Here is a 26,166-nt window from a genome sequence, read left to right on the forward strand (position 1 = left end):
GATTACGCAAGATACTCGAACTGCAGGTTTCTAGTTGCGATAAACCGAGGGTGGCGATCATGAACAAGTGCTTGTCCGCTGCATTGCTGAGCATTCTGCTGGCGACGACTACCGGTTGTAGTCATAAGTACGCCCAAGAGATCGACGCGCGTCTGGAGTCCGCCGAAAACAATGCTGCAACGGCACGCCTCAGGGCCGATGAGGCGTTCATAAGGGCTGATCAGGCAGCTGCAGCGGCCGCACAGGCGCAAAGTACCGCCGATGAGGCGAACGAACGTGCCAGGCGGATGCTGTAGAAGACGAATCGCAAGTAACAAGTGGTTGCCTCAGGCCCAGAGAAAGGAAGTCGAGCTTGAAATCAGATAGGTAAATGGTTTCAGGGGGAGGTATGTGATGCTCAAACTTAAACGCATTCTATTGATAGCCCCAAGTGAAATGACCCTGACCCCGGCGTTTGAGCGTGCGCGTGCTTTGGCTTGTGCAACCGGCGCGTTGTTGCACATCGTCGCGTTCGATTATGTCCCGGCGCTTGCGGTAGCCGGTCTGCTTGACCACGATGCGATGGCCCAGGCGCGGGAGGGTTATCTCCAGGTGCACCGGCATTGGCTGGAGCAGCAGGCCCGGTTTCAACGGTGCGCTGGCATGCAGGTGACCACTGAAGTGGTCTGGGCCCGGTCGAGCCTGGCGCACCTGCTGGAGTACGTGAATGACTTTTTTCCGGATCTAGTGATCAAGGATACCCATTACGTACCGGCACTCGACCGGGCCTTTCACCGACCTTTGGACTGGCACTTGCTGCGCGAGTGTCCGGCCCACTTGCACCTGGTGACCAGTGCAGCCAATCCCAAGCCACTGAAAATTCTCGCGGCGATTGATCTGTCCCATCTGGAAGAGATGACGCAAGGATTGAACGAGCGGGTACTCGATCTGGCTTCTACCCTGGCGGCCAGCTGCGGTGCTGCGCTGCACGTGCTCAACGTCAGTCGATGGTCAGTGATGAGCGATACAACGATGAGTGTGCCGACAGGCAGTCTTGATGACAGTTTGAGGGATGCGATTCAGGACGCCCAACAAGAGGCCTTTGATGCGCTAGCAGAGCGCTATTGCATCAAGAATACGCGCCGACACTCGCTGACAGGCATCCCCCACAAGGTCATCGGACTTTTCGCTCAACAGAATGCCTTTGACATGGTGGTACTGGGCACGGTTTATCCTCATGAAAATGACCGGTTTATCGGCAGTACCGCTGAGAATGTTTTGAACCGGGCACCGTGCAGTTTGATGATCGTCAAACCATTGCCCCCACCTGATTGAAAGGGGCACTGTCGAGCCTGCAGTTGATAAAAATCAATTGGCCCTGAACCAAAAGGAGCGATCAATAGCGCTCCCCTGAATGTTCAAGGAAACGGCCATGCGAATCACATTTCTGGGTGCCGCGGGTACGGTCACGGGCAGTAAGTACCTGCTGGAACATCGTAACCAACATGTGCTGATCGATTGCGGTCTGTTCCAGGGCTACAAGCAACTGCGATTACACAACCGGGACCCGTTCCAGCTCCCGGTCAGCGACCTGGATGCGATTGTGCTGACCCATGCCCATCTCGATCACAGCGGCTATCTGCCCGTACTGGTGCGCAATGGTTATCGCGGCCCGGTTTACGCCACGCCAGCGACCTGTGAGCTGGTGAAAATTCTGCTGCTAGACAGTGGCCGATTGCAGGAAGAAGAAGCTGAGTTCGCCAATCGGCATGGCTTCTCAAAGCACAACCCGGCGTTGCCGCTTTACACTGAACAAAATGCCGAACAAGCACTAAAACTGTTGCGGCCGGTGGAGCTGCACCACAAGGTTGAAATTGTCTCGGACATGACCATCGAGCTTCGATGCGCCGGGCATATCCTGGGTGCGGCAACGGTGGAGGTGATTGCCAGCGGCATGACCTTGGTCTTTTCCGGAGATTTGGGGCGACCTGAGGATCCTTTGATGTTCGCTCCAGAAACTGTCGAGCAGGCGGATTACCTGCTGGTGGAGTCGACCTATGGTGATCGTCAACATCCAGTCGAGTTGCCGCAGGAGCAATTGGCTGAGGTGATCACCCGTACTGCACTGCGCCGAGGAATTACGCTGGTGCCTTCGTTCGCGGTAGGACGTGCCCAGCTGTTGATGTATCACTTGTATCAGCTGAAGCGGAAAAGGGCGATTCCCGATATTCCAATCTACCTGAACAGCCCGATGGCCACCGACGTCACGTGCCTGTACCAGCGCTTTCGTAGCGAGCACAGATTATCTCTGGAGGACTGCGAAGGTATGTGCCATGTGGCGCAGTTCGTGCGGACCGTCCAAGACTCAAGAGCGCTCGATCAGCAAAACACCCCAGCGGTGATCATCGCCGCCAGTGGTATGGCGACCGGAGGGCGGGTGGTCCATCACCTCAAGGCGCTGGCCCCCAATCCGATCAACACGCTGCTGATGCCAGGTTTTCAGGCCGGCGGTACTCGTGGCGCGCAAATTGTCGCGGGGGCTTCTTCGGTCCGTATCCACGGCAAGGATGTGCCGATCCGGGCTGAAGTCGTGCCGATGCAAACCTTGTCCGCGCACGCTGATGCCGAGGAAATCATGCAGTGGCTGCGTGGGTTCAAGCGACCGCCAAAACACACCTTTGTGGTGCATGGGGAACCTAACGCGTCGGATGTGCTGCGCCGTCGCATCAGCCTGGAGTTGGGATGGTCGGTTTCGGTGCCGGAGTATCGCGAAAGCATCGAGCTCTCCAGCATCGATCCTTCAGAAATCAAACCAATATAAAAAAGCCCCCAGCCGATTTCCCGGCTGGGGGCAGTTTTGCCTGGCATCAGTCGGCCTTAATCGGTACGACCTTATCCGCTTTCATGGCTTCGGGCTTTTTCGGCAGCGAGATACTCAGCACGCCTTTGCTAAAGCTCGCTTCGATCTTCTCAGCATCCACGCCCTTGGGCAGGTTGAACACCCGCTCGAAGGAACCGTAGTGACGCTCGCTGAGGTGATAGCCCTTCCTTTTTTCTTCCTTGTCCTCTTTCTTTTCCCCCTTGATGATCAAACTGCCGTTGGACAGCTTGATCTCGATGTTCTTCTGATCCATGCCGGGCAGTTCGGCAGTGATTTCGAAGCTCTTGTCTTCCTCGGTGATGTCTACGGCTGGCAGACGATGACTGATAAAATGCCGGCGCCAGTACGGTTCGACATCGAATAGGCCGCGGCTGAAGGGGGACAGGCTGGAGCCGTGATGGAAATCCTCGAATAGGTGATCGACCTGCTGCCGTAATTTTTCCAGTGGCCGCCAAAAGTCCGTCGACACTGGATGCTGGCTGGCTTTGTCGTCGTTTTTAATCGGCATGTTTTTCACGGAATTGCTCATTTTTCAGGACTCCTCTTGAGTAAGGGGCAGGCTGAAAACATCCGGTACACCTGTCCGCCCTGAAAAAGCACGGCGCAGTGCCTAATTTTATGAGGCCAGCATCCCGGACCAGAGCATCGGCCGGCCAAGGCTGTTGCCGTCGAGATCAATTGTCCCGTATCACCGAATGGATGGTGAGGATGCTGGATCTAATTTATGCGCGAATACACAAAGCCCGTTTGATTTGGATCAGAGAGAGTGAGTTGACCGGAGTATTCAGACCAAGAGTCTCTGCTCAAGAATGTGACGTGAGCGTAGATCCGCAACGCCCATCAGCTCAAGGCGCTCGCCGACTGTGGAGTGCAGCTGGTGGGCCTGGACCCGGCTATGACGCTGGTCTACCGCCAGGAATATCAGAAGGTACCGGGGCTCAACGATTGCCCAAAGGTCCTGCTACCCCAGGAATGGCTCTGCGATGAAACCACCTATTTGAATGCCTTGAGGAAGCGTGGTTCACCGCTCCTGAAGAACCTCGATTTTGGTTGACTGAGCTCCTCAGGGCGTGAAGCTGCCGGTCAGCAGCAGAAACCAACTCAAAGCGGACGTCATCGAAAGTACTGGGTTCCATCCGGGATGGGAACAGATACCGCATGAAGCGTTCACGGTTGCGCCAGATAAAAATAAGTTTTATGGCGCAAACCTGGTTTGAGGTGTTCAGTCTGAATGGATAGTGACAGGCTGCTACCTTGGTTGCTTGGCTCGGGTACGCAAAGCACCCCTGTTTCCCAGGCTGGATCAAGGCGTTCGAGAAACCAGGATAGGCGTCAACGAGGGGGGATATGCCCACCCTGAAATGTGATCCATACGGCAACCGGGAAGGAAAAATGATTAACGGAAGAGTCAAAGTTGTCCTGATGTTCAGCCTGTTACTTTCTTCATCAAATATTTTCGCTGATTGTTTAGGCTATACGGGCCCCGGTGGTCCGTGCTCAACAGGTCCCGGTGGTGGACTTTCAACGGGCCCCGGTGGCGGTCTCTCGACTGGACCTGGCAATAGTTGGCACCCCGAGCCCACTGGCCCTGGCAATAAATGGCGGCCCGCGCCCACTGACCCTGAAGACGAGCCCGCTGACTTTGAAGGCAACCCCGCTAACTTTGAAGACAAGCCCGCTGACTTTAAAGACAAGCCCACAGACCCTGAAGATTAACAGTCCGTAGTCGTCTTGCGACAACTGCTTCTGGCCATTAGCTGCCCGTCGCGACCGGCAGCTAATGGCCGGAAACTGACGTTGACGAGAGGCAGCTGCCGGACAAAGCCTGTCTGCTGGACTCGCCTGAAATAAACCCGGGACTGCCGTCTTGGGGAGGCCGATTAGAGTAGAAGAAATCAATATGCGCCCAGTTTTCAAGCGAAGTAAGCGGTGGTTGAGCGCATTGTTTTCTGTTACCACCATCCGTTGCTATGTAGGACGGTTTTTTTGTAAAAGTCTATGTTTGCGCGGAGTGCATAAAATGCACTTACTCCATATTTAAGAGCATTGGATAATTCGGGGTATCCGAGCGCATCTAGAAGAAGACTTAGGGCTATAACAATGACAACTGACAAGATTAAGTATGTGATTGATTTCTTCCACATTCCTTTGGATAGGTAATATATTGGGCCGAAGAGATACGCCAAAATGTTAAAAGAGGAGGCTTTTCTTCGCTCCGGCTTTGGAAGATTTTTGAGGTTGGGTAGCTTTGGCCCGCCTGCATGAGCGATTGCCTTGAAGCGCTCTTTCCAAGCTGCAGAAATCGGTAGGTTTTCTATCATTTCGTCAGTTGGTTTTTCGTTGAGTTCGAGAACCACTGCGGTGGGTGGGGAGTAGGGATTATGAGATTCCATGTGGCTTCCTTGTTGATGGTGGCTAACTATAAGTAGACGGCAGAAGTAACGTAGTATTTTCCGTCGTTTCTGTCGCATAACGTTCCTTGCTCATGCGTAACTCCCTGTTTTGCTTGAGTGTCGCGCCACAAACACGACATGAGGCGAGTAGGAATGGCGGCGTTGTCTTTGGCCTCATTGCGGAGTCTAGCAGCGCACCCGAGGTCTGCTTTTGGCCGAGAGCCGCCTCTCGCCACGTGCAGAAATCAGTCAGGAGTGAACGCTTGGCGTTGGTACCTATGGCCAGACTTCACCCAAAGACGTCCTGTGGTATCAGACTTGAATCCGTAGGGTTACCTCACAGCCTCAGTCGCAAGGTTTCAAACAGCGCGCGGTCTTCTTTTTTTGCCGAGCGCGCATGGCGCCGAATGACCTGCAACAGGCATTCGGTGAAGCAGACCGCTGGATTGCTTAGTGCGCCATTGCGGCGCGTCACGATGCTCAGCTGTCGGGGCTCGAACTGCTCGGTCAACCCCAGGGATACCACTCGCCCCAGAAATGGCGGAGCTGTGCTCACAATGGACGGCCCCCAAGTGCACATGTCGGCCCGTTCGACCATCATCTGCAATATGGCCAGCGAATGAGCACGTACGATTCGATTCTCATCAATTTGCGCGCCGTGTTTCCAGAACAGTTCCTGCATCAGCCCATCGTGCCCGTCTGGCGCGTAGTTCAGGGTCCAGTTTTCTTCCAGTAACTCGTGGATCGATCGCGCATGCCGTCGGGCGTGACCCTCGCGGACCAGCACTGAGGTCTGGTAATCGAGCAAGGTTTCGCAGGCGAATTCCTGGGTCGATTGTGTGGGGTGGAGTTGGCCAATCGCGAAGTCCATGCTGCCGTCGCGTAGCAGCGGCTGGGCAACGGCCATCAGGCTTTCGAACAGTTCCAGCTTGATTTGTGGCATACGCTCGCGAAAAGCCAGCACGACTTCGGGCAGGAAGGTCAGGGCGACCCATGGGGTGATCCCGACGCAGAGCCGGCCTTGAGCCTTGCCACGCATGTGATCAAGTTCGGTCTGTGCGTGCTCCAGTTGCTTGATCACCAGCCGGGCGTGAGTCAGCAGCACTTTGCCGTATTCGGTGAAGTTCAAACCGCTGGCAGTTCGGGTAAACAGTGGTAGCTGCTGGCTGGATTCCAACTCGCGCAGCGCTTTGGTCACAGCGGCCTGGGAAATCTCCAGCGAACGCGCGGCCGCGCGGATACTGCCGGTTTCGGCGCTGGCAATCAGTGCCTGTAATTGATGCAATTTCATCTGCTAACCACGCTGACAACTAATGGTTGTCATCATAACCAAACTGCATCTCCCCAGCCCAGCGTTCGTTCCCTAAGATCGACTTCAACAGCGCTTTTGCTGCTGCACAGCCCCTGTCGAAGGAGAACACCCATGGATGCCGGCTCGATCCTGCCTGGTATTGCCGCGATGCAAGATGAAATGATCGCGATACGTCACAGCATTCACGCGCACCCCGAACTGGGTTTTGAAGAATTCGCCACCAGTGGGCTGGTTGCAGCGTGTTTGACTCAGTGGGGCTTTGAGGTCAGTACCGGGGTGGGCAAGACCGGGGTCGTTGCCACCCTGAAAAATGGTGAGGGTCGGTCGATCGGCTTGCGCGCTGACATGGATGCGTTGCCGATACAGGAAGCCTCCGGATTGCCTTATGCCAGCCGGATCGACGGTGTCATGCATGCCTGCGGTCACGACGGTCATACAGCAGTCCTGCTGGCAGCCGGTCAGTACCTGGCCCGGACACGGGCGTTCAATGGCACCGTGCACCTGATTTTCCAACCGGCGGAAGAAGGGTTGGGCGGTGCCAGGAAAATGCTGGAGGACGGGCTGCTCGAACGGTTTCCGTGTGACGCGATCTTCGCCATGCATAACGTGCCGGGTTATCCCGTAGGCCATTTGGGTTTTTACAGCGGACCCTTCATGGCGTCTGCCGACACGGTGAACATCAAAATCATCGGCAATGGTGGCCATGGTGCAGTGCCGCACAAAGCCGTCGACCCGGTGGTGATCGGTGCCTCGATCGTGATGGCCCTGCAAAGCATCGTCTCGCGCAACGTTAACCCGCAGGAGATGGCGATTATCACGGTGGGCTCCCTGCATGCAGGGAGTGCCTCGAATGTCATCCCGTCGAGCGCCGACCTGAGCCTGAGCGTACGCGCCCTGACCCCCGAGATTCGCCACTTGCTGGAGGTCAGGATCACTGAGTTGGTCAAGGGCCAGGCCGAGAGTTTTGGCGCCCGGGTCCACATCGATTACCAGCATTGCCATCCGGTGTTGATCAATGATCCCGAACAGACAGCATTTGCCCATGAAGTCGCCCGTGACTGGCTGGGAGAGGAACACCTGATCGATGACTTGCGTCCGTTCACGGCCAGCGAGGACTTTGCTTTTGTCCTGGAGAAATGCCCGGGCAGCTATCTGGTGATCGGCAATGGCGAGGGAGAAGGCGGGTGCCTGCTACACAACCCCGGCTACGACTTCAATGACGGCTGCCTGCCGGTGGGCGCGAGCTATTGGGTCAAGTTGGTCGAACGTTTTCTGTGTTGAGACGGCACATTTCCACCCGTTGTACCGGTAAAAAATCTGCGGCCTGAAGAGGAATAAAAATGAACAAGATGATTGCAGCCGTTTCCCTGGTGTTGCTGACGGCCTCGAGCCTGGCGGGTGCGGCCGACTGGTCTGGCAAAGTGTTGAAGCTTGGAGTGGACCCGACGTATCCACCGCTGGAATACAAGAACCAGGATGGCACGCTGACCGGCTTCGGGGTCGATATCGCCGAGGCTTTGTGCGCCGAACTGAAAGCCCGATGCGTCTGGGTGGAAAGCAGTTGGGACGGGATGATCCCGGCACTGCTGGCGCGCAAGTTCGATGCGGTGGCGTCGTCGATGACCATCACACCCAAACGCCTGGAGCAGATTGCGTTTACCGACAAGGTGTCCAATGCCCCGGCTCGATTGGTGGCCAAACGTGGATCGGGATTACAGCCAACTGTCGAATCGCTCAAGGGCAAGCGCATTGGTGTGGAACAGGGCTCGACCCAGGAGTCCTATGCCAAAGCAGTTTGGGGTTCCAAAGGCGTGGACGTTCTTTCCTATCAAAATCAGGATCAGGTGTACGCCGACCTGGTAGTGGGGCGACTTGATGCCTCGTTGCAGGGGGCCATTCAAGCCAGTTACGGCTTCTTGAAAACAGCGGCGGGCAAGGACTATGAATTTGCCGGTGCCACGCTGGATGACCCGGGCATCTTCGGCGTCGGTGATGGCCTTGGTCTGCGCAAGGGTGATGTCGCGTTGCGTGAAGACTTGAACAAAGCCCTGGCAACTATTCTCGCCAACGGTACTTACGCGCGGATCAACGACAAGTACTTCGATTTTGACGTCTACGGCGCCAGGTAACGCGTCGTTGTTACCTTCAAAGGGCGCTCGTTCGAGCGCTCCATTACCCCCTTCACCTCACCCTGACAAGAAAAAGGAGAGTGAGATGTTTCTGGAAGGTTTTGGCCCGCAGATTCTGCTGGGCACCCTGGCTACCATCAAACTGGCGCTTTGTTCATTGCTGATCGCCGTCCTGGCCGGGCTGATGGGCGCCAGTTCCAAGTTATCGTCCAACCGTTTGTTGCGCACGCTGGCCACGGCCTATACGACCGTGATCCGCAGCATGCCGGACCTGGTGATCATGTTGCTGCTGTTCTTCAGCCTGCAGATGTTGCTCAACCGGATGACCGATTGGCTGGGCATCACTCAAATTGACATCGACCCGTTTCTGGCCGGCGTCGTGACGCTGGCGTTCATTTACGGGGCCTACTTTACCGAGACGTTTCGCGGCGCCTTCCAGGCCGTCCCGGCGGGGCAGATCGAGGCGGCGAGGGCTTACGGCATGACCCGTGGGGAAACCTTTCGCAAGGTCCTCTTTCCACAAATGTTGCGCCACGCCTTGCCGGGCATTGGCAATAACTGGCAGGTACTGATCAAGTCGACGGCGCTGGTGTCGATCATCGGTCTGACCGATGTGGTCAAGGCCACGCAGGACGCGGGCAAGGGCTCGATGCAGTTCTTTTACTTCACCCTGGTCGGTGGCCTGATCTACCTCGCCATTACCACGGTCTCCAACGGCGTGTTGCTGTGGCTTGAGCACCGTTACTCGGTCGGTGTCAGGAAGGCTGCGTTATGACCGCCATTCTCGAATCCTACTGGCAGGCGTACCTGTGGAGTGACGGGCCGCACTTTTCCGGGTTGGCGGTGACCTTGTGGTTGCTGATCCTGGCGGTGGCGATGGGGTTTGTGCTCGCGGTGCCATTGTCGATTGCCCGCGTCAGCCGCAACCCGCTGCTGCGCCTGCCGGTCTGGTGTTACACCTACGTGTTTCGTGGCACCCCGTTGTACATCCAGCTGCTGTTCTTTTACACCGGGGTGTACAGCTTGCATGTGGTGCGGTCCCAGGATTTTCTCAACGCGTTTTTCCGTGATGGCTTCAACTGCACGGTACTGGCGTTCGGGCTCAATACCTGCGCCTACATGACCGAGATTTTTGCCGGTGCCATCAGGGCGACCGCCCACGGTGAGGTCGAGGCCGCCAGTGCCTACGGAATGAACCGGTTCACGCTTTATCGGCGGATCATTTTGCCGTCGGCGTTGCGCCGCGCGCTGCCGTTTTTCAGCAATGAAGTGATTCTGATGCTGCATTCCACTTCGGTGGCATTTACCGCCACAGTGCCTGATTTGTTGAAGATCGCCCGCGATGTCAATTCGGCGACCTATGCATCCTTTACCGCCTTTGGCATTGCCGGGGTGCTGTACGCCGCCAGCGCGTTTTTCCTGATCTGGCTGTTTCGACGCGGCGAGCTGCATTGGCTGGCCTATCTCAAACCGCGGACGCACTGACCCCTATCGGACTTGCACGAATGTATAAATTGATCGTTGAAGATATCCATAAGAACTACGGCAACCATGAAGTGTTGAAAGGGGTTTCGCTCAAGGCCAGGGCGGGTGATGTGATCAGCATCATTGGCTCCTCCGGTTCCGGGAAAAGTACCTTCTTGCGTTGTATCAACCATCTCGAACAACCGTCGGCCGGTCGCATTGTCGTCAATGACGAAGAGTTGCTCACCCGCAGAAACTCCAGGGGCGAGTTGTGTGTGGCTAACCCGGGGCAGTTACGGAGCCTGCGCAGCCGCTTGTCGATGGTGTTTCAGCACTTCAATTTGTGGAGTCACATGACCGTGCTGGAAAACATCATCGAGTGCCCGATGAGCGTGCTCGGTATCAGTCGGGCGCAGGCACTGGAGCGGGCGCGCCATTACCTTGCCAAGGTGGGGCTGCCACAAACAGTCGAGGTCCGGTATCCGGTGCATTTGTCCGGCGGCCAGCAACAGCGGGTGGCCATTGCACGTGCGCTGGCCATGGAGCCTGAGGTGATGCTGTTCGACGAACCGACCTCAGCCCTTGACCCTGAACTGGTGGGCGAGGTGCTCAAAGTCATGCAGCAACTGGCCGAAGAGGGCAGGACGATGGTGGTCGTCACACACGAAATGGCGTTTGCCAGGCAGGTGTCGAACCACGTCATGTTTCTGCATCAGGGGCGGGTGGAGGAGTCGGGAGCGCCAGGCACGCTGCTGGAGCAACCTCAAAGCAAGCGGTTGCAGCAGTTCCTGGCCGGGAGTCTCAAGTAGGTGCCCTTTAGTCTGCGAAAGAAAGTCACTTCATCGCCGGGCTCGCGACCGACCGACCGCTCCTGGCCGATTTCTGCCTGTCACGATGGATTGCAACCGCCCCATACCTGCCGGTCAGCACCGGCAGAAAACGGCTCCCGGCGGCTACGGTTCAGCCTGTTTTACCGGTGCCATTCGGTGACGCTGCGCCGCCCACACGACCCCACCCACCAACAACACGATTGATGCCAGCTCCATCAGGCCGGGCACCCGCTGGCTGAACAGAAAACCGTATACACAGGCAAACAGCGTTTCGAAGACGATCATCTGGCCACTCAACGAGGTGGCCAGTCGACGCGAGCAGGCATTCCACAGCCCATTGGCAATCCACGAACCACAAAGTGCCAGGAACAGGCAGACCCACAGCAAGGCTGTCCAGCGGCTGTTTTCAACCTGAGCGGGTACCAGGTTCGGGAACAGGATCAAGGCAGCGATACCGAACACGACTGCCACCACGCCCGTCACGATCCCCAACAACGTCGACCATTCGCTGCTGTTGAAATGGCTTTGCTTGAGATAACGGGCGTTATGGGTGGCGTACCAGGACCAACAGACCACGCCGCTGAACCCGCAGGCCAGGCCCAGCAACTGGGAAGACAGCGTGGTGCCCGCTGCCCGCGCGCCTGAGTGTTCGAGACTGACCGATACGATGCCCAGGAATACCAGGAGCAGGGGCAGCTTGAGCTTTGTCACGGGCAGGGAGCCGGCATCGCCACGCCCCAGGAAGGTAATGGCAACCGGCATCATGCCGTTGATAAGGGCGGCGGCAGTCACCCCGCTCAGTTGTACGGACGCGCCCAGCAACGCGTAGTTCAGAATGTTCCCGGTGAATGAAAGGCGCAGCAGCATCAAGGCATCACGACGCGTCAACCGTGAGACCAGGCGGGACGCAATGGGCAACGCCACGAGCAGCGAGATCAATCCGTACATCGCAAACCGCACGCTGCTGATCAGTACGGCATTGAATTCCGGCAGCAATGAAGGGGCGATGATCACCCCTCCCCAAATGGCACCCGCCAACATCGCAAATACAATCCCACTGTTCATCATCTCGGCTCTGACAGGCTGTTTAGCGGCATTCTAGCCATGGTATATAAGCAACACCTGCGATAAAAAGTTGGCCACCCATTCCCATGCGGAATGTCGGCCGGCAATCGCCCGCCCAGGAGAACACTCATTAACCGTTACTTGCGTACCTTGCCCCCATTGGAAACCCTGATCACGTTCGAGGCGGTGGGACGCCACGCCAATTTCACCGGTGCCGCAAGCGAACTGTTTCTGACCCAGAGCGCCGTGAGCAAGCAGATGCGCCAGCTTGAGGACTGCATGGGCGTACCGCTCTTCGAGCGAAAGCCGAGGGGCGTCAAGTTGACCGGCGCTGGCGATGAGCTGCTGATGACGGTCAACGTGCTCCTCACCACGATGTACCAAAGCGTCACGCGAATTCGCAATGTCCATCAGTCCAACGCCGTATCGGTGCTGGCGACCCATGCCCTGGCCCAGTTCTGGCTGTTCCCGAAACTGATCGAATTCAACAAGGCCTATCCCGATATCGCCGTGCACGTTCATGCGATCAACGAGTTCGATGAGGCCAGCCTCAATGATTTCGACGTGGGCATTCTTTATGGTTCAGGCGAATGGCCCTCGCTGGACAGCGATTTCCTGCTGCCGGAAATCGTCTATGCCGTGGCTCATCCTTCACTGAATGTCTCGGGGATCAAGACGCTGGAACAATTGGCGCAGGCCAACCTGGTGCAGATCGACACCTGCGCCTGGCAGTGCCTGGACTGGCATCAATGGTTCGGCCACTTTGCCATCGACTACGTTGCGCGGGACAAGGCCCCGGTCTTCAACCAGCTGACCTTGGCCTATCGGGCCGTTCAGCAAGGCATGGGCATCGGCCTTGCCTGGACGTTCATGGCTGAGGAAGCGCTGGCCAAGGGCGAATTGCAGCGGGTCACGCCTTTCGAATGCGTGACGGGCAATGGCGAATTCCTGGTGTCGCTCAAGCATCGCAAGCGTTCTGCCGCTGCCGAGATTTTCCGCCAGTGGCTACTGGGATCAATGGGCGACTGAACAGCCCTTTGCGCGTGCACCGATTGGGCGGACTTTCGAGGCAAGGAGGCCTGGTGCTTACAGGCGCTGAGTGCAACACCGCTATTGAACTGATTTGAACGTGCATCTGCACAGCATTTGACCAATCACGTATCAGGATTAAGGTCTATTGTCTGTGAGTAGCGACACAATAAAGGTCAGCCCCGTCGGTGTTTGATCCGCAGCGACTGTCATCACTCAGGCTCCTCAACGGCAAGTGCAGAAACGGAGTATTTCCCATGGTCAAATATCTTCGAATGATGGCAATGATTTCAATCCTCGCAATCTCTGCGGGCTGCCAAATGGATCAATCAACTTCCGCCTCCGGTACAAAGGCTGCGGACGCTGCGATGGACCAGGAAGCGAAAGCGGCGTTACAGAGTTTGTACACCAATACACCGAAAGCGCGCGCCCTGGCGAAGCAAGCCAAGGGAATCCTCGTTTTCCCGGATGTGGTGAAAGCGGGGTTCATCGCCGGCGCACACCATGGCGAAGGCGAATTGATCGAGAACGGCAAAGTCACGGGGTACTACTCGACGACAGCAGCCTCATACGGCCTTCAGGCAGGCGTGCAGAGGTTTGGGTACGCGATGTTCTTCATGAGTGATTCTGCGCTGAAAGATCTGAAAACCGGCAATGGGTTTGAGGTCGGCGTGGGCCCAAGCATCGTGGTCGAAGATGCAGGCGTGGCCAAGTCGGTGACTACGTCAACGATTCAGTCTGATATCCATGCGTTCATCTTTGATCAAAAGGGCTTGATGGCTGGGGTGGGATTGCAGGGTTCGAAGATCAGCAGGCTCAGTCGCTGAGACCGTCGGCTATGCGCCGAGCTGATTTGTGCCTGTCGTGTGAAGCAGGAAACGACCGCTAGCTGCCCTTCGCGAAAGGCAGCTAACGGCCAGAAACGGTCAGCTCTGTGCCTCACCCATTCGACTTTCAGGCGCGCTTGGGGAGCTTCCAGTTCGGGCGGATGAAGTGGCATGTGTAGCCATTCGGTATGCGTTCGAGGTAATCCTGGTGCTCGGGTTCCGCTTCCCAGAAAGGCCCCGCCGGTTCGATTTCGGTGACTACCCGGCCTGGCCACAGGTGTGAAGCGTCGACATCGGCAGCGGTGTCCTCGGCGATGTCGCGTTGCTGTTCGCTGAGGTAGTAGATCGCCGAACGATAGCTGGGGCCAAGGTCATTACCCTGACGGTTGGGCGTGGTGGGGTCGTGTATCTGGAAGAAGAACTCAAGGATCTGCCGGTAGCTGATCACGGCAGGGTCGAAGACGATCTCGATGGCTTCGGCGTGGTTGCCATGGTTTCGGTAGGTGGCATTCGGCACATCGCCGCCGGTATAACCGACCCGCGTGTGCAGCACGCCGGGATAGCGCCGCAGCAGATCCTGCATGCCCCAGAAGCAGCCACCAGCGAGAATGGCAGTTTCGGTTTGTGTGGTCATGGTCTGTCCTTCCTCTCGGGGACGTTGGGTATAGCCATTGTTATGAGGGCGTGTTGGCCAATTCCAAGGGGACAGCGCTCTGACCGCAGGCAACGGCCGTACTATAATTAATGTCTGTCAATGTTTGCGTGGCGAGCGCTGCGAAACGGATCAGGTACCCATGGCGTTCACCTGACAGGCAGAGGGCAGCACAGCAAACGGGATGGACAGTACGTCTGATTACGCGAGAGAGGGTTCAGCCATGAAAATTCACTCCTTCCAGCATTACTCCCACGGTGTGGAAATGGCCGTTCACGATGCATGGATTACCGCCAAGGTGAAGTCGGCCCTGGCATTTTCCGATCCGACGCTTAGCTTGCATGTCAATGTCAAAACCCATGCGGGCATAGTGGGGTTAAGCGGCCGCGTCAACACGCATAGACAGTGTGAACAGGTCATTGGTCTGGCCCGTTCGGTTCATGGTGTCGCCGAAGTCGATGCCAGCGAATTGCAGACCCATGTGTTCACCCCAGGGAGTTTTCCAGAGGCGCCCAACGCCGAAGAGAGCCCTGAGCGCCGGCCACAATCGTCAACAAAGATGGACGACAAATGATAATGGCAACCTTGTAGGCGCCGCGCTCCCGGTCGGGAACCGAGGGCGCAGGGACGCTGAATGCCTGTGTACCCCACTTGCCACTCACGCGGGGAATCGGGCTATCCAGTGCCTGGCAATCTCTTCGCGCCGGCAGATCCACACCGCGTCGTGGCCTTGCACGTAATCGAGAAAGCGCGCCAGCGCCATCGCCCGACCGGGATGGCCGCTGATCCGTCCGTGCAGGCCGACGCTCATCATCTTCGGGTGTTGCGCGCCTTCCTGCCACAGCAGGTCGAACGCATCCTTGAGCAGCCGGAAGAAGTCATCACCGCAGGCGAAGCCGTTCGGCAGCAGGTAGCGGGCGTCGTTGTTGACCAGTGTGTAAGGGATCACCAGGTGGGCGGGCGAGCCTGGGAGCCAATAGGGCAGGTCATCGTTGTAGGCGTCCGAGCTATAGAGAAATCCGCCTTCCTCACGCAACAGGCGGCGGGTGTTCTGGCTGACCCTTCCGGTGTACCAGCCTACGGGGCGTTTGCCGCAGGTCTGCTCGATCACGTCGAGGGTGAGACGGATATGGCGCCGCTCCTGGTCTTCAGGCATGTCGCGATAGTCCAGCCAACGGTAGCCATGCCCGGCAATCTCATGCCCGGCCGCGCAGAGCGCATGGCCAATCGCCGGGGTGAGCTCCAGTGCCCGGCCGACGGCGAAGGCGGTCAGCGGCAGGCCTCGGTCGCTGAACAGCTGCAGAATGCGCCACACACCTGCGCGCGATCCGTATTCGTACATGCCCTCGACGCTCAAGTCCGCTTCGCCCACACGCGGCGGGCGGCCCGGTAGCTCGTGCAGCCAGGCTTCCGATTGTGCATCGCCATTGTGGATGCATGACTCCGCGCCTTCTTCGATGTTGAGTACGAACTGGACTGCGACGCGAGCCTCACCGGGCCATCGCGGGTGGGGAGGGCTGCCGCCGTATCCGCTGAGGTCGCGAGCGGACATCAGCCCAGCTCGAAAGTCGTGACGCCGAACACGCGTTCGTGCGCGATCGCCGGAGGGGGGCCGAGGTACATGCGGGCGCAGCCGAAAACCTCGGTCATGCCCTGTTGGCGCACGAGCGCCATCGCGGCGGGGTTATTCTCCGGGGCATCGAGAAACAGCGGGCCACCGACGGCAAATTCCGCCAGGCGCGCGTAGAGGGCATTGGCTGCCAGGGCGTCATCGGCGAACAAGGGGCCGATCTTGCAGCCTTCCCGGCAGCGCCTGGCTACGCCATAGCCGCTTAGCCGGCCCTCGCGCCGGCAACCCACGGCGAGTGCATCGGCCTGGGCTATCCACCCGCTCAGGAAGGTTGCGCGCGCGGCGGGGAAGCAGGTGCGGTCGTAATCGACAACCTGATCGAACGGGAAGGTGGCCAACGGGACAATGTCCTGGTCGTCTACCGGCGAGGTCGCCGGGCGTTCGGTGATCTCGGCACGAAAACGCATGTTGCGATGGGAGAAGACGAAACCACCCTTGGCGTAGTAGTCCTGCATCGCGAAGACGCCGTCCATGCCGATGCTCGCGCCTGGGCGCAGGCGGGCGAGGAGTCGCTCGCGGCGTGCGTGCCAGAGGGTATTGCCCAGGCCTTGACCGCGATACTCAGGCCGGACGATGAAAAACCCCATGAAACCGAATTCGCCATGGTAGGAGGTGATGGCGCCGCCGCCGATCAATTCGCCACCCCGGGACGCCGCGATGAAGGCGGCAGGGTCCGTCGCCCAGAACAGCCCGGCATCGTGAAGGCCGGGATTCCACCCCTCACGGGCAGCCCAATCGACGAGTTCGTCCAGCTCGGGACGGGTCATGTTGCGTATGACCAGCTCATTCGACACGGCGAAGTTCTCCTCAGTCGCTGATCGGGCATGTGCTCCATCCCCACTCTGGACCCTTTCGGTATAGCTTCAACCCGGGTATTGATCCAGTTCGTCACGTCACCTGCAAATAGTTTGTTGACTTCAAAGTCAGCTTCTAGAAAGATGCAGGCCGCCAGACCTGTTTCGATCTTCCCCCGAGCCTCAATCACGACCACTGAGGGCGCCTGCAGACCTGCGGGCCAAGAATTTCGCCTATCGCTATATACAAAAATATATAGCGATAGGCAAAAAACTCGGGTCACGAGGGGATCAGGACCCTGGACATCAAAAAAACAAGAGACCCGCACTGGAGTAAACACAATGAAGCTGCAACCCCTGGCCCTGGCCATCACCCTGGGTGGCTTGACCCACCAGGCCATCGCCGCCGGTTTTATCGATGACAGCAAGGCCTCGCTGAGCCTGCGCAATTTCTATTTCAATTCGGACAACCGGGAAAGCCAGGGCAGCGTGGGCAATGCCGCCTACAGCAGCCAGGCGAAGGAGTGGGGGCAGGGTCTGCAACTCAACGTGATTTCCGGATTCACCCAGGGCACCGTCGGCTTCGGTCTGGACGCCATCGCCATGACAGGGCTGAAACTGGACAGCGGCGGTCGTGCGGGCAAGGCCGGTATCGACCGCACGCCAGGCGCGCTGTTTCCCACGGACAGCGACGGCCACGCGGTCGATGAGTATTCCAAGGGCGGCGTAACCGGCAAAGTGCGCATTTCCAAGACCGAGGCGCGGCTGGGCACCCTGCAACCCAGGTTGCCAGTGATCAACTTCAACGACGGTCGCCTGCTGCCGCAAACCTTCGAGGGCGGGCAGATCACCTCGAGCGAGATCGACGGCCTGACCCTCACCGCCGGCCAACTGCAAAGCACCAAGACCCGCAGCTCCACCGACGATATCGACCTGCGCATCGCCGGCGCGACACGTCCCGCACGCACTCCGGCCAGCACGCCGCTGGCCGACTCGGACAACTTCGTCTTCGCCGGTGGCGACTACAAGATCACCAAGGACCTCACCGCCCAGTACTACTACGGCAGTCTCGAAGATTTCTACAAGCAGCACTTCCTCGGCCTGATCCACACCATGCCGATCGGCCCCGGCGCACTGAAGACCGACCTGCGCTATTTCAACAGCAGCGCCGATGGCAAGAACGGGAACGCGGCCGGACGCGCCCAGGGCTACAAGAGCAGCGGCTTCTGGAGCGCGGGTGACACACACGCCGGTGAGGTGGACAACAACACCTGGAGCGCCCTGTTCACCTATAGCCTCAGTGGTCATGCATTCAGCGCCGGCTATCAGCAAGTCTCCGGCGACAGTGCGTTCCCGTTCGTCAATCAGGGTGATGGCGCCACCGCGTACCTGATCACCGACCGGCAGATCGGCAAGTTCCTCAGTGCCGGCGAGCGCACCTGGCTGGCCGAGTACGGGTATGACTTCGTCGCACTGGGCGTGCCGGGGCTCAAGACCGTGGTCACTTACCTCAGTGGCGACAATATCGATTCCGCCGCCGGTGATCGCAAAGAATGGGAGCGCGACCTGCGGATCGACTACGCGCTGCAAAGCGGTCCACTCAAGGGGTTGGGCGTTTCCTGGCGCAATGCCAGTTTGCGTGGCAATGCCAGCAGCGACCTGGATGAAAACCGCCTGATCCTCAGCTACAGCCTGCCGCTGCTTTAAGCACGGCGGAGCGGTCTTTGGCTGCCAGTGCGCAGCCCGGGACCCCAGGGTGATTGGTCAACCACGACAGGAGCATCGCCATGCGTTCAATTTTTTCGACTGTGCAAAGCCTTGTTCGCCCCAGCGCAAAACCCGTGTTGTTGCCAGGTGCAGCCATCGATGTGGCCGGGCAGACTTTGGAGGTGGTCGGGCAGGTGCAGAATCCGCTGTGCCTGAGCGTGGCCGACCTGCAAGCCATGCCCGGTTATGACTGGGTGAGGCTGACCAGCAACACCTGCGAGGGCAATCCGCAAAAAGCCCGGAAAAACGGCTATCGCGGGGTGTTGCTGCGGGAAGTTGTCCTCAAGGCCGGGTTGCAGAGCGACGACCCCAAAGGCTGGAAACGCGCCTATGTGGTGGCGCGCGCCAGTGACGGTTATGTTGCTTTGTTCAGTTGGAACGAACTGATCAATACCGACGTGGGCGATGCGGTACTGGTGGTGTATCGACAACATTCGTATGCGCAGACGGCTGACGGCGAGCCAGGCGAGCACCTGTCATTGGTTTCGGGAAGCGATTGTCATTCCGGGGCCCGTCAGGTCAAGTGGCTGCGCAGCATTGAGCTGTGCAGCATCTTTGGTTGACTCATCCACAACGCCGTACCGAGGAAAATGCCGATGCCAGTCCTTCATTCGCCGGGTCATGATCGACAGCCCTCGGTCGAGCAGGTATTGGCCGGCGAACAGTGGCCACCCGAATTCGAAGTGGCCCTGAGGGATTTGCTGGAGCAAATGGCCAACGCCGGTCATGAACTCACGCTGAATAACCTGGGCCGGTTCCTTGGCGACTTCGTGCCGCGATACACGCTTGACCGTGCCGAGGAATGGCAGGAGTGGGCGACCCGGCGCTGGTTCGCGCAGACCAAGCCGGCGCTGGTGGACAAACTGGCGGATGTCTTCATCGGCGGTCAGTGACACCGCAGGCACTCATTTGTACTCATCATGCCGACGCCACCAGGGCCCCGTTTCATTGCGCCCCCTGGGTGCGCGGTCGAGCCATTGGTACATGCCCCACAATCCGTCCAGGCCTCGGGCGTAGGTGGAGTAGGTGTGATAGATCTCGCCGTCTTCCAGCACGAACGTGCTGAGCCCCGGCCTGTCGCGGGTGTAGGTCGGCGCGTCGGTGCCACAGGTCGCGGCGAACTGCCTTACCGGTTCCGGTATCTGGTTGTCGTCCATCGCATGCCCGCCGCGCTGATAGTTGTACTCGACCAGTCCTTCACGTTGTTGCGCTTGGGTGAAGTAAACGTTGAAGTCGGCGGTGAAGTCGCTGTCGGCGGCCGAAGCCCAGGGGAACGTCCAGCCCATTCGGCGCTTGTAGGCCTGCAGTTTCGCCAACGGCGCGCGGGATATCGCCATCAGGGTCACGTCGTGGTTCGCCAGATGGATGACGATCGGGTCGAAGCCATCGGCGATGGCCGAGCAGGAAGGGCAGCCGGCCGTGTAGTCGGGGCCGAACATGAAGTGGTAGACCAGCAGTTGCGAGCGCCCCTGGAAGAGCTCGGCCAGGGTTGCGCTGCCGCTGTCGGTATCGAAGCGGTATGCCTTGTCGAGGCGAACCCATGGCAATGCCTGGCGCTGCCTGGCCACTTCATCGCTGCGTCGGGTCAGGGCCTTTTCCGCTTCAAGCAATTGCAGGCGGGCTGCCAGCCATTGGTCCCGGGTCGCGGTTTTGTGCGTGTTCATCGTTATGCGCTCCTGGTGAAAGGTCGTGATTTAGACTAAACCCGGGTATCGAATGCGGGGAGTGACAAGCGTGGCGGGATTTCGATGGACTCGATGATCACGGCAGCCGCCCAGGCGCTGGCCGCAGGGAACCCGCTGGGCGCACTGGACCGCGTGGCATTGCGCGACGATGCACCGGCATTGGCCCTGCGCGGTATCGCCATGGCGCAACTGGGCGATCTGGTGCGGGCCAGGGCGTTGGTCAAGCGTGCGCAACGGGCCTTTGCGCCCAGGGAAGTGCTGGCCCGGGCGCGATGCGTGGTGGCCGAGGCCGAAATCGCCCTCGCTTCGCGGGAACTCGGCTGGCCGGTCAAGGCGCTCGAAACCGCGCGGGTCACCCTTGAGCAGCACGGTGACCGGGTCAATGCCGCCCATGCGCGCTATCTGCAAATCCGCCGTTTGCTGTTGCTCGGCCAGCTCGACGAGGCGCAGCAGTTACTGGCCGGACTCGACCCCGAGCGATTGCCGCCGGCATTGCGGGCAACCCATGAACTGGTCCTGGCGGGTATCGCCATTCGACGCCTGCAATCGAACGCGGCACGGGACGCGTTGACGAGGGCCGGGCAGGCGGCCGGTCAAACGGGGATTGTCGCGCTGATGGCTGAGGTGGAACAGGCTGCGCGCCTGCTCGACGCACCCGCGGCCCACCTGGTTACCCAGGGTGAAATTCGGCCACTGTTGCTCGACGAAGTGGAAGCGCTGTTCGGTTCAACGTCGTTGGTGGTGGATGCCTGCCGGTACGTCGTGCGTGGTTGTGGCATGTCGGTGTCGCTCGCGACGCGGCCGGTCCTGTTCATGCTCGCCCGCGCCCTGGCCGAGGCGTGGCCCGCCGACGTTGCGCGGGAAACACTGATCGCCCGGGCGTTCCGCTTGAAGCTCTCGGACGAATCCCATCGCGCCCGGCTGCGCGTGGAAATCGGCAGGCTGCGCCAGGCACTCAAGCCGTTGGCCGGCATCATCGCGACGGCGCGCGGTTATGTCCTGCAATCACCGGTCTGTACGCAGGTGGTGACACTGGCGCAACCGGTCGAGGAAAAGTTTGCCGGGGTCGTAGCCTGCCTCGCCGATGGCGAGTCGTGGTCGAGTTCCGCCCTGGCATTGGCGCTGGGTAGCAGCCAGCGCACGGTGCAACGGGCGCTCGATAGGCTGGCGGCACAGGGCAAGGTGCAGTGGTTTGGCCGTGGACGCGCACGGCGCTGGATGACACCGCCCGTGCCGGGATTCGCGACGACCTTGTTACTCCCGGCGCCGCTGCTCGGTGGTTAGGATGAACGCCACCAACCCTTATCGAGGAATGCCAGATGAAACCTGCAACTGCTGAAATCATTCGTGAGTATGGCCCGTTTGCCGATGTCGACCATGTGTGTGGTGTCACCTGGGACGGCGAAAAGGTCTGGTTCGCGAGCAACAGCAAAATCAACGCCATGGACCCGGAAAGCGGCCAGGTGCTGGGCTCGATCGATGTCGCGGCCCATGCCGGCACCGCCTTCGATGGCGAACATCTGTTCCAGATCGCCGAAGACCGCATCCACAAAATCGACCCACGCACCGGCCGCATCCTCTCGACGATTCCCGCCCCCGGCGCAGGCACCGATTCGGGTCTGACCTGGGCCGAAGGGACGTTGTGGGTGGGCCAGTACCGCGAACGCAAGATTCACCAGATCGACCCCGAGAACGGCAAGATCCTGCGCACCATCGAATCCAACCGTTTCGTCACCGGCGTGACCTGGGTGGACGGCGCGTTGTGGCACGGTACGTGGGAGGGCGATGAAAGCGAACTGCGCCGGATCGACCCGCAAACGGGCGAAGTGCTGCAGAGCCTGAAAATGCCGGAAGGCAAGGGCGTGTCGGGGCTTGAGTCCGATGGTGGCGAGCGGTTGTTCTGCGGTGGCGGCGATAGCGGTCGGGTGAGGGTGGTGCGGCGGCCTTCGTGAGCCACCGGTTGCCTGGCGCAATCTGTGTTCGACGGTGATCCTGTGGGAGCGAGCCTGCTCGCGAAGGCGGCGTGACAGGCGCCATGGACATTGAATGTGCCGGCCTCTTCGCGAGCAGGCTCGCTCCCACAATGGATTTGCGGCGACCACGAAAGATGTGCACAACTCCGCTCACCCTGTGGGAGCGGGGTTGCCCGCGAAGGCGGTGTGTCAGGCGCCATGGATATTGAACGTGCCGGCCTCTTCGCGAGCAGGCTCGCTCCCACAATGGATTTTCGGCGACCACGAAAGATGTGCACAACTCAGCTCACCCTGTGGGAGCGGGCTTGCCCGCGAAGGCGGTTTGTCAGGCGCCATGGATATTGAATGTGCCGGCCTCTTCGCGAGCAGGCTCGCTCCCACAATGGATTTGCGGCGACCACGAAAGATGTGCACAACTCCGCTCACCCTGTGGGAGCGGACTTGCCCGCGAAGGCGGTGTGTCAGGCGCCATGGATATTGAATGTGCCGGCCTCTTCGCGAGCAAGCCCGCTCCCCACACCCGCTACCATTCGTCGAAAACTCCGCTCAACCTGTCATTTCTGACAGTAGCCAGCCCCCCCGTTCAGGCGGTTAATCACTCCATCGTCCCTGTTCCACCGACCGGAGTCATTAACATGTTTCTCGAACGCCGCCTTACCCGCAGCCCCAGCCCCCACGCCTTGCTGGAGCTGGAAATCCCCGACCGCACGCAGCCGATCCTCGCGTCCGGCGAGTGGGGCATCAACATTGCCGCGGCGCGGGACCTGGCACCGGACAAAGGCCTGAAAATCTACATTTGGCCCTGGTCGCAGATGGGGCGCGGCGACAAGGTCGAACTGCTGCTCAATGGCAGCGTGGTCGACCAGGACACCATCGATACCGGTGAAGTCGACCAGCGCGTCACCCTGTATGTCCCGCCGGGCCGGTTGCTGACCGGTCCCTACAGCCTGAGCTACCGGGTCACCCGCTTCAACCAGGCCGCGGAAACCTCAACGCCGGTGAAGATCTACGTCAAGCTCGAACGCCCCGCCGGCAAGGATGAAAATGGCAGCGTGCCGGGGCATTCCGAGCTGTTCATGCAGATCCCCCCGGCGATCGTCCAGGACGGCGTGGACAAGGACACCGCCGAAGCCGGCTTCGATATCCTCATCAAGGCCAGGCCGGGCAGTGGCAGCCCGTTGCTGTATCCCGACATCGCCGTGGGCGACCACTGCCGGTTGAGCTGGGGCGGGGTGTTTGTGTTTTCCGAGCGGGTCAGCCAGGCGCACATCGATGACCCGGCCAACCATCCGCTGGCGATTCGGATCGACAAGGACACCATCCTTGAGGCCGGCGATACCGACGGGTTGGCGGTCACCTTCGAAGTGCACGACATCGTCGACAACCGCTCCGAAGACTGGAGCGCCGAGGTGCGCATCCGCGTCGACACCGGCACCTCACGACTGGCTCCGCCCATCGTCAAGGAGGCCGTCAACAATGTGCTGGACCTGGACAAGCTGGGCGATGCACCGGTGACCTTGCAGATCATTGCCCTCGCGCCGGATTTCAAAGTCGGTGACGTGCCGGTCGGCCTGATTCGGGGCACCAGCCTGGACGGCGAGGCGGTCGCGATCGAGGTGCGCGGCGAGCCGCTGACCAGCCTGCCGAGCATCCTTGAGCTGAAGTTGCCCAACGCCGCCGCGCGCCAGTTAGCCAAAACCCAGGCGGTGTTCAGTTATCGCCTGGAGCGCAGCGGTTCGCCGAACCTGCCGTCCAAGGGGCAATTTGTGCAAATCGTCGGCGAAGCCCGGCGTCTGGCGGCGCCGTTAGCCCGGGACGCCGAGCAGGGCTCGCTCGACCCTGAGCTGCCGTCGACGGCGATCGACATCCCGTTCGATGAGGTCATGGCAGCCGGCATGGTCATCTTGCTGCGCTGGGTCGGCACCAAACCGGACTTCAACACCTATGACCCGGAACTGCCCGGGCACACGCTCAGCCTCGGCGAGATCGAGGCCAAGGAGCCGATTTCCCTCATCGTCGACGGCCAGCACCTCAGGGCCATCGATGGCGGGACGCTGGACCTGTTCTACGTGCTGTTGGCCGAGGCCGAGGACGGCGGCACCCTGCGTCGCGAATCCCTGCACCACGCCCCGCTGCGCGTCGGCGAGCCGCTGCTGGAACTGGCAGCACCGCGCGTGCTCGGCGAGGCGGACGGCGTGCTGGACCCGGACGAGCTGCCCGGCGGCGTCAGTCGCCTCACGGCTCCGCGCGCGAACATCCCGACCAAACGCGGCGACAAGGTGACCTACAGCTGGATCGGCTCGGTCACGGGCAAGACCTCGGACTCGATCGACATCACCTCGCTCAATGCCGACAAGGAGGTGCCGTTCGCCTTGAACGCAGCGTTTGTGGCCGCTCACATCAAGCCCAACCGCGGCGGGACGGTGACGGCCTCGTATGAGATTTACCGCGCGGCAACGCCGGACACGCCGGAGCGCACCAGTTACTCCAATCTGTTGAAGTTCAGCGTGGGCGAGGCGGTGGAACTGAAGACTCCCCCGGCGATCCTCCAGGCCGAACCCGACGGCACGACCTTGCAGCCGATCAAGGCCAAGGACGCACTGACCGCCGTGATCCCGGCAGAAGGCCTGCTGCCCGACGACCTGCTGAGCGTGACCTGGGCCGGCGCCGCGGGCACCCCGGCGGACGGCTCGCACACCACGCCCGCCCGGCCGGTCAGCGAGACGGGCTACAGCATCGGTTTGCCGGTCAGCGTGCTGGCGTTCAATTTGGCGAAAGCCGTCACCGTCACCTTCACCATCACCCGCGACGGCAAGCCCTACACCTCGCCGGCACTGACGCTCAACGTCGGCAGCTTGCCGATCACGGCGCTGAACTCACCGATCATCACCGACGCCGACGGGGACGGTGTCCTCGACCTGGTGAAACTGGGCAGCAAGAACGTCACCGTCCATGCGCGGGATTGGCCGCTGATGGCGGTCGGTCAACAGGTGTGGATGAGCCTGTCGGGCAAGAAAGCCAATGGCAGCGAGCATAACCTGGTCGTCTGGAACGGGGGGGGTGACTCCGTCAACACCACCTGGTTCGAGCAGGGGTATTGGCCGGCAAGTGTCGTCAATAGCTATTTCAAGGACCTGGCCGATGCCAGCAAGTTGACGTTAAGTTTCAAGGCGGCGCTGGACAAGAGCAACGTCGAGGCCAATGCGCTGGTGTTTGCCGATCAGGTGTACAGCATCAGGGCCTTTGAGGTGGTCACCCCGGCCATCACCAAGGTCGCTGGCGCCAATGGCGAGGACATCCCCAACGGCGGCACCACGGTTGACACCTCGCTCACCCTCACCGGCACCGCGAGCAAAGGGCAGAAAGTTCAGATTTTGGACGGTACGACCAATAAAGGCGAGGCGACCGCCGATGCCAGCGGCAACTGGAGCCACGCCATCACCGGACTGAGCGTGGCGGCGCACAGCTTCACCGCCAAAGCCCTGTATGGCTCAGGTCAGACCTCGGCGGCGCGCACTTTGACCGTCGTGTCCCTGATCGTACCGACGCTGGTCAATGTGTTGGACAGCAACAACGCGGAGGTCGCGGAAGGCGCAAGCACTATCAGCACCACACTGACCTTGAAGGGCCAGGCCAGCAATGGCATGCAGGTCGAGATTTTTGATGGTTCCGGCCCATCCGCAGTGTCCAAGGGTAAGGCGACGGCCCACGCGACCACGGGTGCCTGGACGCTCACGATTACCGTATCGGCAGGCC

The 26,166-nt window shown here is 59.8% G+C and carries 26 protein-coding genes and 1 pseudogene; 19 read left to right on the plus strand and 8 right to left on the minus strand.

Going from position 1 to position 26,166, the window contains the following annotated elements; genetic code table 11:
- Positions 1–59 precede the first annotated feature (59 nt).
- The 3 genes from ACLD1X_RS26345 (at position 60) to ACLD1X_RS26355 (ending at position 2,800) form a co-directional block, all read left to right on the plus strand.
- Entirely contained in the window at positions 60–296 is a 237-nt protein-coding gene (locus tag ACLD1X_RS26345) for an Lpp/OprI family alanine-zipper lipoprotein (RefSeq protein WP_429372771.1), read from the plus strand.
- Between the two features lie 97 nt (positions 297–393).
- Complete coding sequence (locus ACLD1X_RS26350; protein ID WP_429372773.1) at positions 394–1,314, plus strand: universal stress protein; 921 nt, start codon at positions 394–396, stop codon at positions 1,312–1,314.
- Positions 1,315–1,411: 97 nt separating this feature from the next.
- Positions 1,412–2,800: an MBL fold metallo-hydrolase RNA specificity domain-containing protein gene (locus tag ACLD1X_RS26355; RefSeq protein ID WP_429372775.1), complete on the plus strand. Its 1,389-nt coding sequence runs from the start codon at positions 1,412–1,414 to the stop codon at positions 2,798–2,800.
- Between the two features lie 46 nt (positions 2,801–2,846).
- On the opposite strand, the gene ACLD1X_RS26360 is transcribed toward ACLD1X_RS26355, so the two are convergent.
- Positions 2,847–3,389 carry an Hsp20/alpha crystallin family protein gene (locus ACLD1X_RS26360; protein WP_429372777.1) on the minus strand — a complete coding sequence of 181 codons (543 nt, stop codon included), beginning with the start codon at positions 3,387–3,389 and terminating at the stop codon, positions 2,847–2,849.
- A 366-nt stretch (positions 3,390–3,755) separates the two neighbouring features.
- On the opposite strand from ACLD1X_RS26360, the gene ACLD1X_RS26365 reads away from it, so the two are divergent.
- Positions 3,756–3,914: a hypothetical protein gene (locus ACLD1X_RS26365; protein WP_429372779.1), complete on the plus strand. Its 159-nt coding sequence runs from the start codon at positions 3,756–3,758 to the stop codon at positions 3,912–3,914.
- Between the two features lie 293 nt (positions 3,915–4,207).
- Positions 4,208–4,576 carry a hypothetical protein gene (locus ACLD1X_RS26370; protein WP_429372781.1) on the plus strand — a complete coding sequence of 123 codons (369 nt, stop codon included), beginning with the start codon at positions 4,208–4,210 and terminating at the stop codon, positions 4,574–4,576.
- A 236-nt stretch (positions 4,577–4,812) separates the two neighbouring features.
- On the opposite strand, the gene ACLD1X_RS26375 is transcribed toward ACLD1X_RS26370, so the two are convergent.
- Positions 4,813–5,253 (minus strand): DUF2628 domain-containing protein, encoded by a 441-nt coding sequence (locus ACLD1X_RS26375; RefSeq protein ID WP_429372783.1) that lies wholly within the window; start codon positions 5,251–5,253, stop codon positions 4,813–4,815.
- A gap of 337 nt (positions 5,254–5,590) precedes the next feature.
- Positions 5,591–6,544, minus strand: a complete 954-nt coding sequence (locus ACLD1X_RS26380) for a LysR substrate-binding domain-containing protein (protein ID WP_429372785.1) — start codon at positions 6,542–6,544, stop codon at positions 5,591–5,593.
- 132 nt (positions 6,545–6,676) lie between these two features.
- On the opposite strand from ACLD1X_RS26380, the gene ACLD1X_RS26385 reads away from it, so the two are divergent.
- The 5 genes from ACLD1X_RS26385 to ACLD1X_RS26405 all read left to right on the plus strand — a co-directional run bounded on the left by ACLD1X_RS26385 (position 6,677) and on the right by ACLD1X_RS26405 (position 10,967).
- Positions 6,677–7,846 (plus strand): M20 aminoacylase family protein, encoded by a 1,170-nt coding sequence (locus ACLD1X_RS26385; protein WP_429372787.1) that lies wholly within the window; start codon positions 6,677–6,679, stop codon positions 7,844–7,846.
- 59 nt (positions 7,847–7,905) lie between these two features.
- Positions 7,906–8,694: an ABC transporter substrate-binding protein gene (locus ACLD1X_RS26390; RefSeq protein WP_429372789.1), complete on the plus strand. Its 789-nt coding sequence runs from the start codon at positions 7,906–7,908 to the stop codon at positions 8,692–8,694.
- Positions 8,695–8,779: 85 nt separating this feature from the next.
- Entirely contained in the window at positions 8,780–9,469 is a 690-nt protein-coding gene (locus ACLD1X_RS26395; protein WP_429372791.1) for an ABC transporter permease, read from the plus strand.
- The gene (locus ACLD1X_RS26400) at positions 9,466–10,179 is read left to right on the plus strand and encodes an ABC transporter permease (protein ID WP_429372793.1); all 714 of its coding nucleotides are present in this window, start codon (positions 9,466–9,468) and stop codon (positions 10,177–10,179) included. Before ACLD1X_RS26395 ends, ACLD1X_RS26400 begins: the two co-directional genes overlap by 4 nt.
- A gap of 20 nt (positions 10,180–10,199) precedes the next feature.
- Positions 10,200–10,967, plus strand: a complete 768-nt coding sequence (locus tag ACLD1X_RS26405) for an ABC transporter ATP-binding protein (protein ID WP_429372795.1) — start codon at positions 10,200–10,202, stop codon at positions 10,965–10,967.
- Positions 10,968–11,111: 144 nt separating this feature from the next.
- Here the strand turns inward: ACLD1X_RS26405 and ACLD1X_RS26410 are convergent, their stop codons facing one another.
- Positions 11,112–12,056, minus strand: a complete 945-nt coding sequence (locus tag ACLD1X_RS26410; RefSeq protein ID WP_429372797.1) for a DMT family transporter — start codon at positions 12,054–12,056, stop codon at positions 11,112–11,114.
- Between the two features lie 90 nt (positions 12,057–12,146).
- On the opposite strand from ACLD1X_RS26410, the gene ACLD1X_RS26415 reads away from it, so the two are divergent.
- Positions 12,147–13,082, plus strand: a complete 936-nt coding sequence (locus ACLD1X_RS26415; protein ID WP_429372799.1) for a LysR substrate-binding domain-containing protein — start codon at positions 12,147–12,149, stop codon at positions 13,080–13,082.
- 257 nt (positions 13,083–13,339) lie between these two features.
- A complete protein-coding gene (locus ACLD1X_RS26420) occupies positions 13,340–13,909 on the plus strand; it encodes a YSC84-related protein (RefSeq protein WP_429372801.1) in 570 nt (189 codons plus the stop codon).
- A 127-nt stretch (positions 13,910–14,036) separates the two neighbouring features.
- Here ACLD1X_RS26420 and msrA read toward each other — a convergent pair whose 3' ends face one another.
- Complete coding sequence (gene msrA / locus ACLD1X_RS26425; protein ID WP_429372803.1) at positions 14,037–14,543, minus strand: peptide-methionine (S)-S-oxide reductase MsrA; 507 nt, start codon at positions 14,541–14,543, stop codon at positions 14,037–14,039.
- A 241-nt stretch (positions 14,544–14,784) separates the two neighbouring features.
- On the opposite strand from msrA, the gene ACLD1X_RS26430 reads away from it, so the two are divergent.
- Entirely contained in the window at positions 14,785–15,135 is a 351-nt protein-coding gene (locus ACLD1X_RS26430) for a BON domain-containing protein (RefSeq protein WP_429372805.1), read from the plus strand.
- A gap of 84 nt (positions 15,136–15,219) precedes the next feature.
- Here ACLD1X_RS26430 and ACLD1X_RS26435 read toward each other — a convergent pair whose 3' ends face one another.
- Positions 15,220–16,113 carry a polysaccharide deacetylase family protein gene (locus ACLD1X_RS26435; RefSeq protein WP_429372807.1) on the minus strand — a complete coding sequence of 298 codons (894 nt, stop codon included), beginning with the start codon at positions 16,111–16,113 and terminating at the stop codon, positions 15,220–15,222.
- Positions 16,113–16,985: a GNAT family N-acetyltransferase gene (locus tag ACLD1X_RS26440; protein WP_429372809.1), complete on the minus strand. Its 873-nt coding sequence runs from the start codon at positions 16,983–16,985 to the stop codon at positions 16,113–16,115. The genes ACLD1X_RS26435 and ACLD1X_RS26440 overlap by 1 nt, the downstream gene beginning before the upstream one ends.
- A gap of 342 nt (positions 16,986–17,327) precedes the next feature.
- Here ACLD1X_RS26440 and ACLD1X_RS26445 point away from each other — a divergent pair, with 342 nt between their 5' ends.
- From ACLD1X_RS26445 to ACLD1X_RS26455, 3 genes are all read left to right on the plus strand, one after another.
- The gene (locus tag ACLD1X_RS26445) at positions 17,328–18,692 is read left to right on the plus strand and encodes an OprD family porin (RefSeq protein WP_429372811.1); all 1,365 of its coding nucleotides are present in this window, start codon (positions 17,328–17,330) and stop codon (positions 18,690–18,692) included.
- A gap of 80 nt (positions 18,693–18,772) precedes the next feature.
- Entirely contained in the window at positions 18,773–19,315 is a 543-nt protein-coding gene (locus ACLD1X_RS26450; RefSeq protein ID WP_429372813.1) for a molybdopterin-dependent oxidoreductase, read from the plus strand.
- A gap of 33 nt (positions 19,316–19,348) precedes the next feature.
- Entirely contained in the window at positions 19,349–19,645 is a 297-nt protein-coding gene (locus ACLD1X_RS26455; protein WP_429372815.1) for a hypothetical protein, read from the plus strand.
- 12 nt (positions 19,646–19,657) lie between these two features.
- Here ACLD1X_RS26455 and ACLD1X_RS26460 read toward each other — a convergent pair whose 3' ends face one another.
- On the minus strand, positions 19,658–20,416 hold the full coding sequence (locus ACLD1X_RS26460) for a DUF899 domain-containing protein (protein WP_429372817.1): 759 nt from the start codon (positions 20,414–20,416) through the stop codon (positions 19,658–19,660).
- A gap of 84 nt (positions 20,417–20,500) precedes the next feature.
- Here ACLD1X_RS26460 and ACLD1X_RS26465 point away from each other — a divergent pair, with 84 nt between their 5' ends.
- The 3 genes and pseudogenes from ACLD1X_RS26465 to ACLD1X_RS26475 all read left to right on the plus strand — a co-directional run.
- Positions 20,501–21,721: a helix-turn-helix domain-containing protein gene (locus ACLD1X_RS26465; protein ID WP_429372819.1), complete on the plus strand. Its 1,221-nt coding sequence runs from the start codon at positions 20,501–20,503 to the stop codon at positions 21,719–21,721.
- Between the two features lie 35 nt (positions 21,722–21,756).
- Positions 21,757–22,389 (plus strand): glutaminyl-peptide cyclotransferase, encoded by a 633-nt coding sequence (locus ACLD1X_RS26470; RefSeq protein ID WP_429372821.1) that lies wholly within the window; start codon positions 21,757–21,759, stop codon positions 22,387–22,389.
- 656 nt (positions 22,390–23,045) lie between these two features.
- Positions 23,046–26,166: pseudogene (locus ACLD1X_RS26475) on the plus strand (hypothetical protein); the annotation flags it as partial.

It is taken from the genome of Pseudomonas sp. 18173 (assembly GCF_050432945.1).
Lineage (GTDB): Bacteria > Pseudomonadota > Gammaproteobacteria > Pseudomonadales > Pseudomonadaceae > Aquipseudomonas.

Coding starts and splice junctions, on each gene's coding strand:
- ACLD1X_RS26345 (WP_429372771.1), top strand. CDS start 60: ATGAACAAGTGCTTGTCCGCTGCATTGCTGAGCATTCTGCTGGCGACG.
- ACLD1X_RS26350 (WP_429372773.1), top strand. CDS start 394: ATGCTCAAACTTAAACGCATTCTATTGATAGCCCCAAGTGAAATGACC.
- ACLD1X_RS26355 (WP_429372775.1), top strand. CDS start 1,412: ATGCGAATCACATTTCTGGGTGCCGCGGGTACGGTCACGGGCAGTAAG.
- ACLD1X_RS26360 (WP_429372777.1), bottom strand. CDS start 3,389: ATGAGCAATTCCGTGAAAAACATGCCGATTAAAAACGACGACAAAGCC.
- ACLD1X_RS26365 (WP_429372779.1), top strand. CDS start 3,756: ATGACGCTGGTCTACCGCCAGGAATATCAGAAGGTACCGGGGCTCAAC.
- ACLD1X_RS26370 (WP_429372781.1), top strand. CDS start 4,208: ATGCCCACCCTGAAATGTGATCCATACGGCAACCGGGAAGGAAAAATG.
- ACLD1X_RS26375 (WP_429372783.1), bottom strand. CDS start 5,253: ATGGAATCTCATAATCCCTACTCCCCACCCACCGCAGTGGTTCTCGAA.
- ACLD1X_RS26380 (WP_429372785.1), bottom strand. CDS start 6,544: ATGAAATTGCATCAATTACAGGCACTGATTGCCAGCGCCGAAACCGGC.
- ACLD1X_RS26385 (WP_429372787.1), top strand. CDS start 6,677: ATGGATGCCGGCTCGATCCTGCCTGGTATTGCCGCGATGCAAGATGAA.
- ACLD1X_RS26390 (WP_429372789.1), top strand. CDS start 7,906: ATGAACAAGATGATTGCAGCCGTTTCCCTGGTGTTGCTGACGGCCTCG.
- ACLD1X_RS26395 (WP_429372791.1), top strand. CDS start 8,780: ATGTTTCTGGAAGGTTTTGGCCCGCAGATTCTGCTGGGCACCCTGGCT.
- ACLD1X_RS26400 (WP_429372793.1), top strand. CDS start 9,466: ATGACCGCCATTCTCGAATCCTACTGGCAGGCGTACCTGTGGAGTGAC.
- ACLD1X_RS26405 (WP_429372795.1), top strand. CDS start 10,200: ATGTATAAATTGATCGTTGAAGATATCCATAAGAACTACGGCAACCAT.
- ACLD1X_RS26410 (WP_429372797.1), bottom strand. CDS start 12,056: ATGATGAACAGTGGGATTGTATTTGCGATGTTGGCGGGTGCCATTTGG.
- ACLD1X_RS26415 (WP_429372799.1), top strand. CDS start 12,147: ATGTCGGCCGGCAATCGCCCGCCCAGGAGAACACTCATTAACCGTTAC.
- ACLD1X_RS26420 (WP_429372801.1), top strand. CDS start 13,340: ATGGTCAAATATCTTCGAATGATGGCAATGATTTCAATCCTCGCAATC.
- msrA (WP_429372803.1), bottom strand. CDS start 14,543: ATGACCACACAAACCGAAACTGCCATTCTCGCTGGTGGCTGCTTCTGG.
- ACLD1X_RS26430 (WP_429372805.1), top strand. CDS start 14,785: ATGAAAATTCACTCCTTCCAGCATTACTCCCACGGTGTGGAAATGGCC.
- ACLD1X_RS26435 (WP_429372807.1), bottom strand. CDS start 16,113: ATGTCCGCTCGCGACCTCAGCGGATACGGCGGCAGCCCTCCCCACCCG.
- ACLD1X_RS26445 (WP_429372811.1), top strand. CDS start 17,328: ATGAAGCTGCAACCCCTGGCCCTGGCCATCACCCTGGGTGGCTTGACC.
- ACLD1X_RS26450 (WP_429372813.1), top strand. CDS start 18,773: ATGCGTTCAATTTTTTCGACTGTGCAAAGCCTTGTTCGCCCCAGCGCA.
- ACLD1X_RS26455 (WP_429372815.1), top strand. CDS start 19,349: ATGCCAGTCCTTCATTCGCCGGGTCATGATCGACAGCCCTCGGTCGAG.
- ACLD1X_RS26460 (WP_429372817.1), bottom strand. CDS start 20,416: ATGAACACGCACAAAACCGCGACCCGGGACCAATGGCTGGCAGCCCGC.
- ACLD1X_RS26465 (WP_429372819.1), top strand. CDS start 20,501: ATGGACTCGATGATCACGGCAGCCGCCCAGGCGCTGGCCGCAGGGAAC.
- ACLD1X_RS26470 (WP_429372821.1), top strand. CDS start 21,757: ATGAAACCTGCAACTGCTGAAATCATTCGTGAGTATGGCCCGTTTGCC.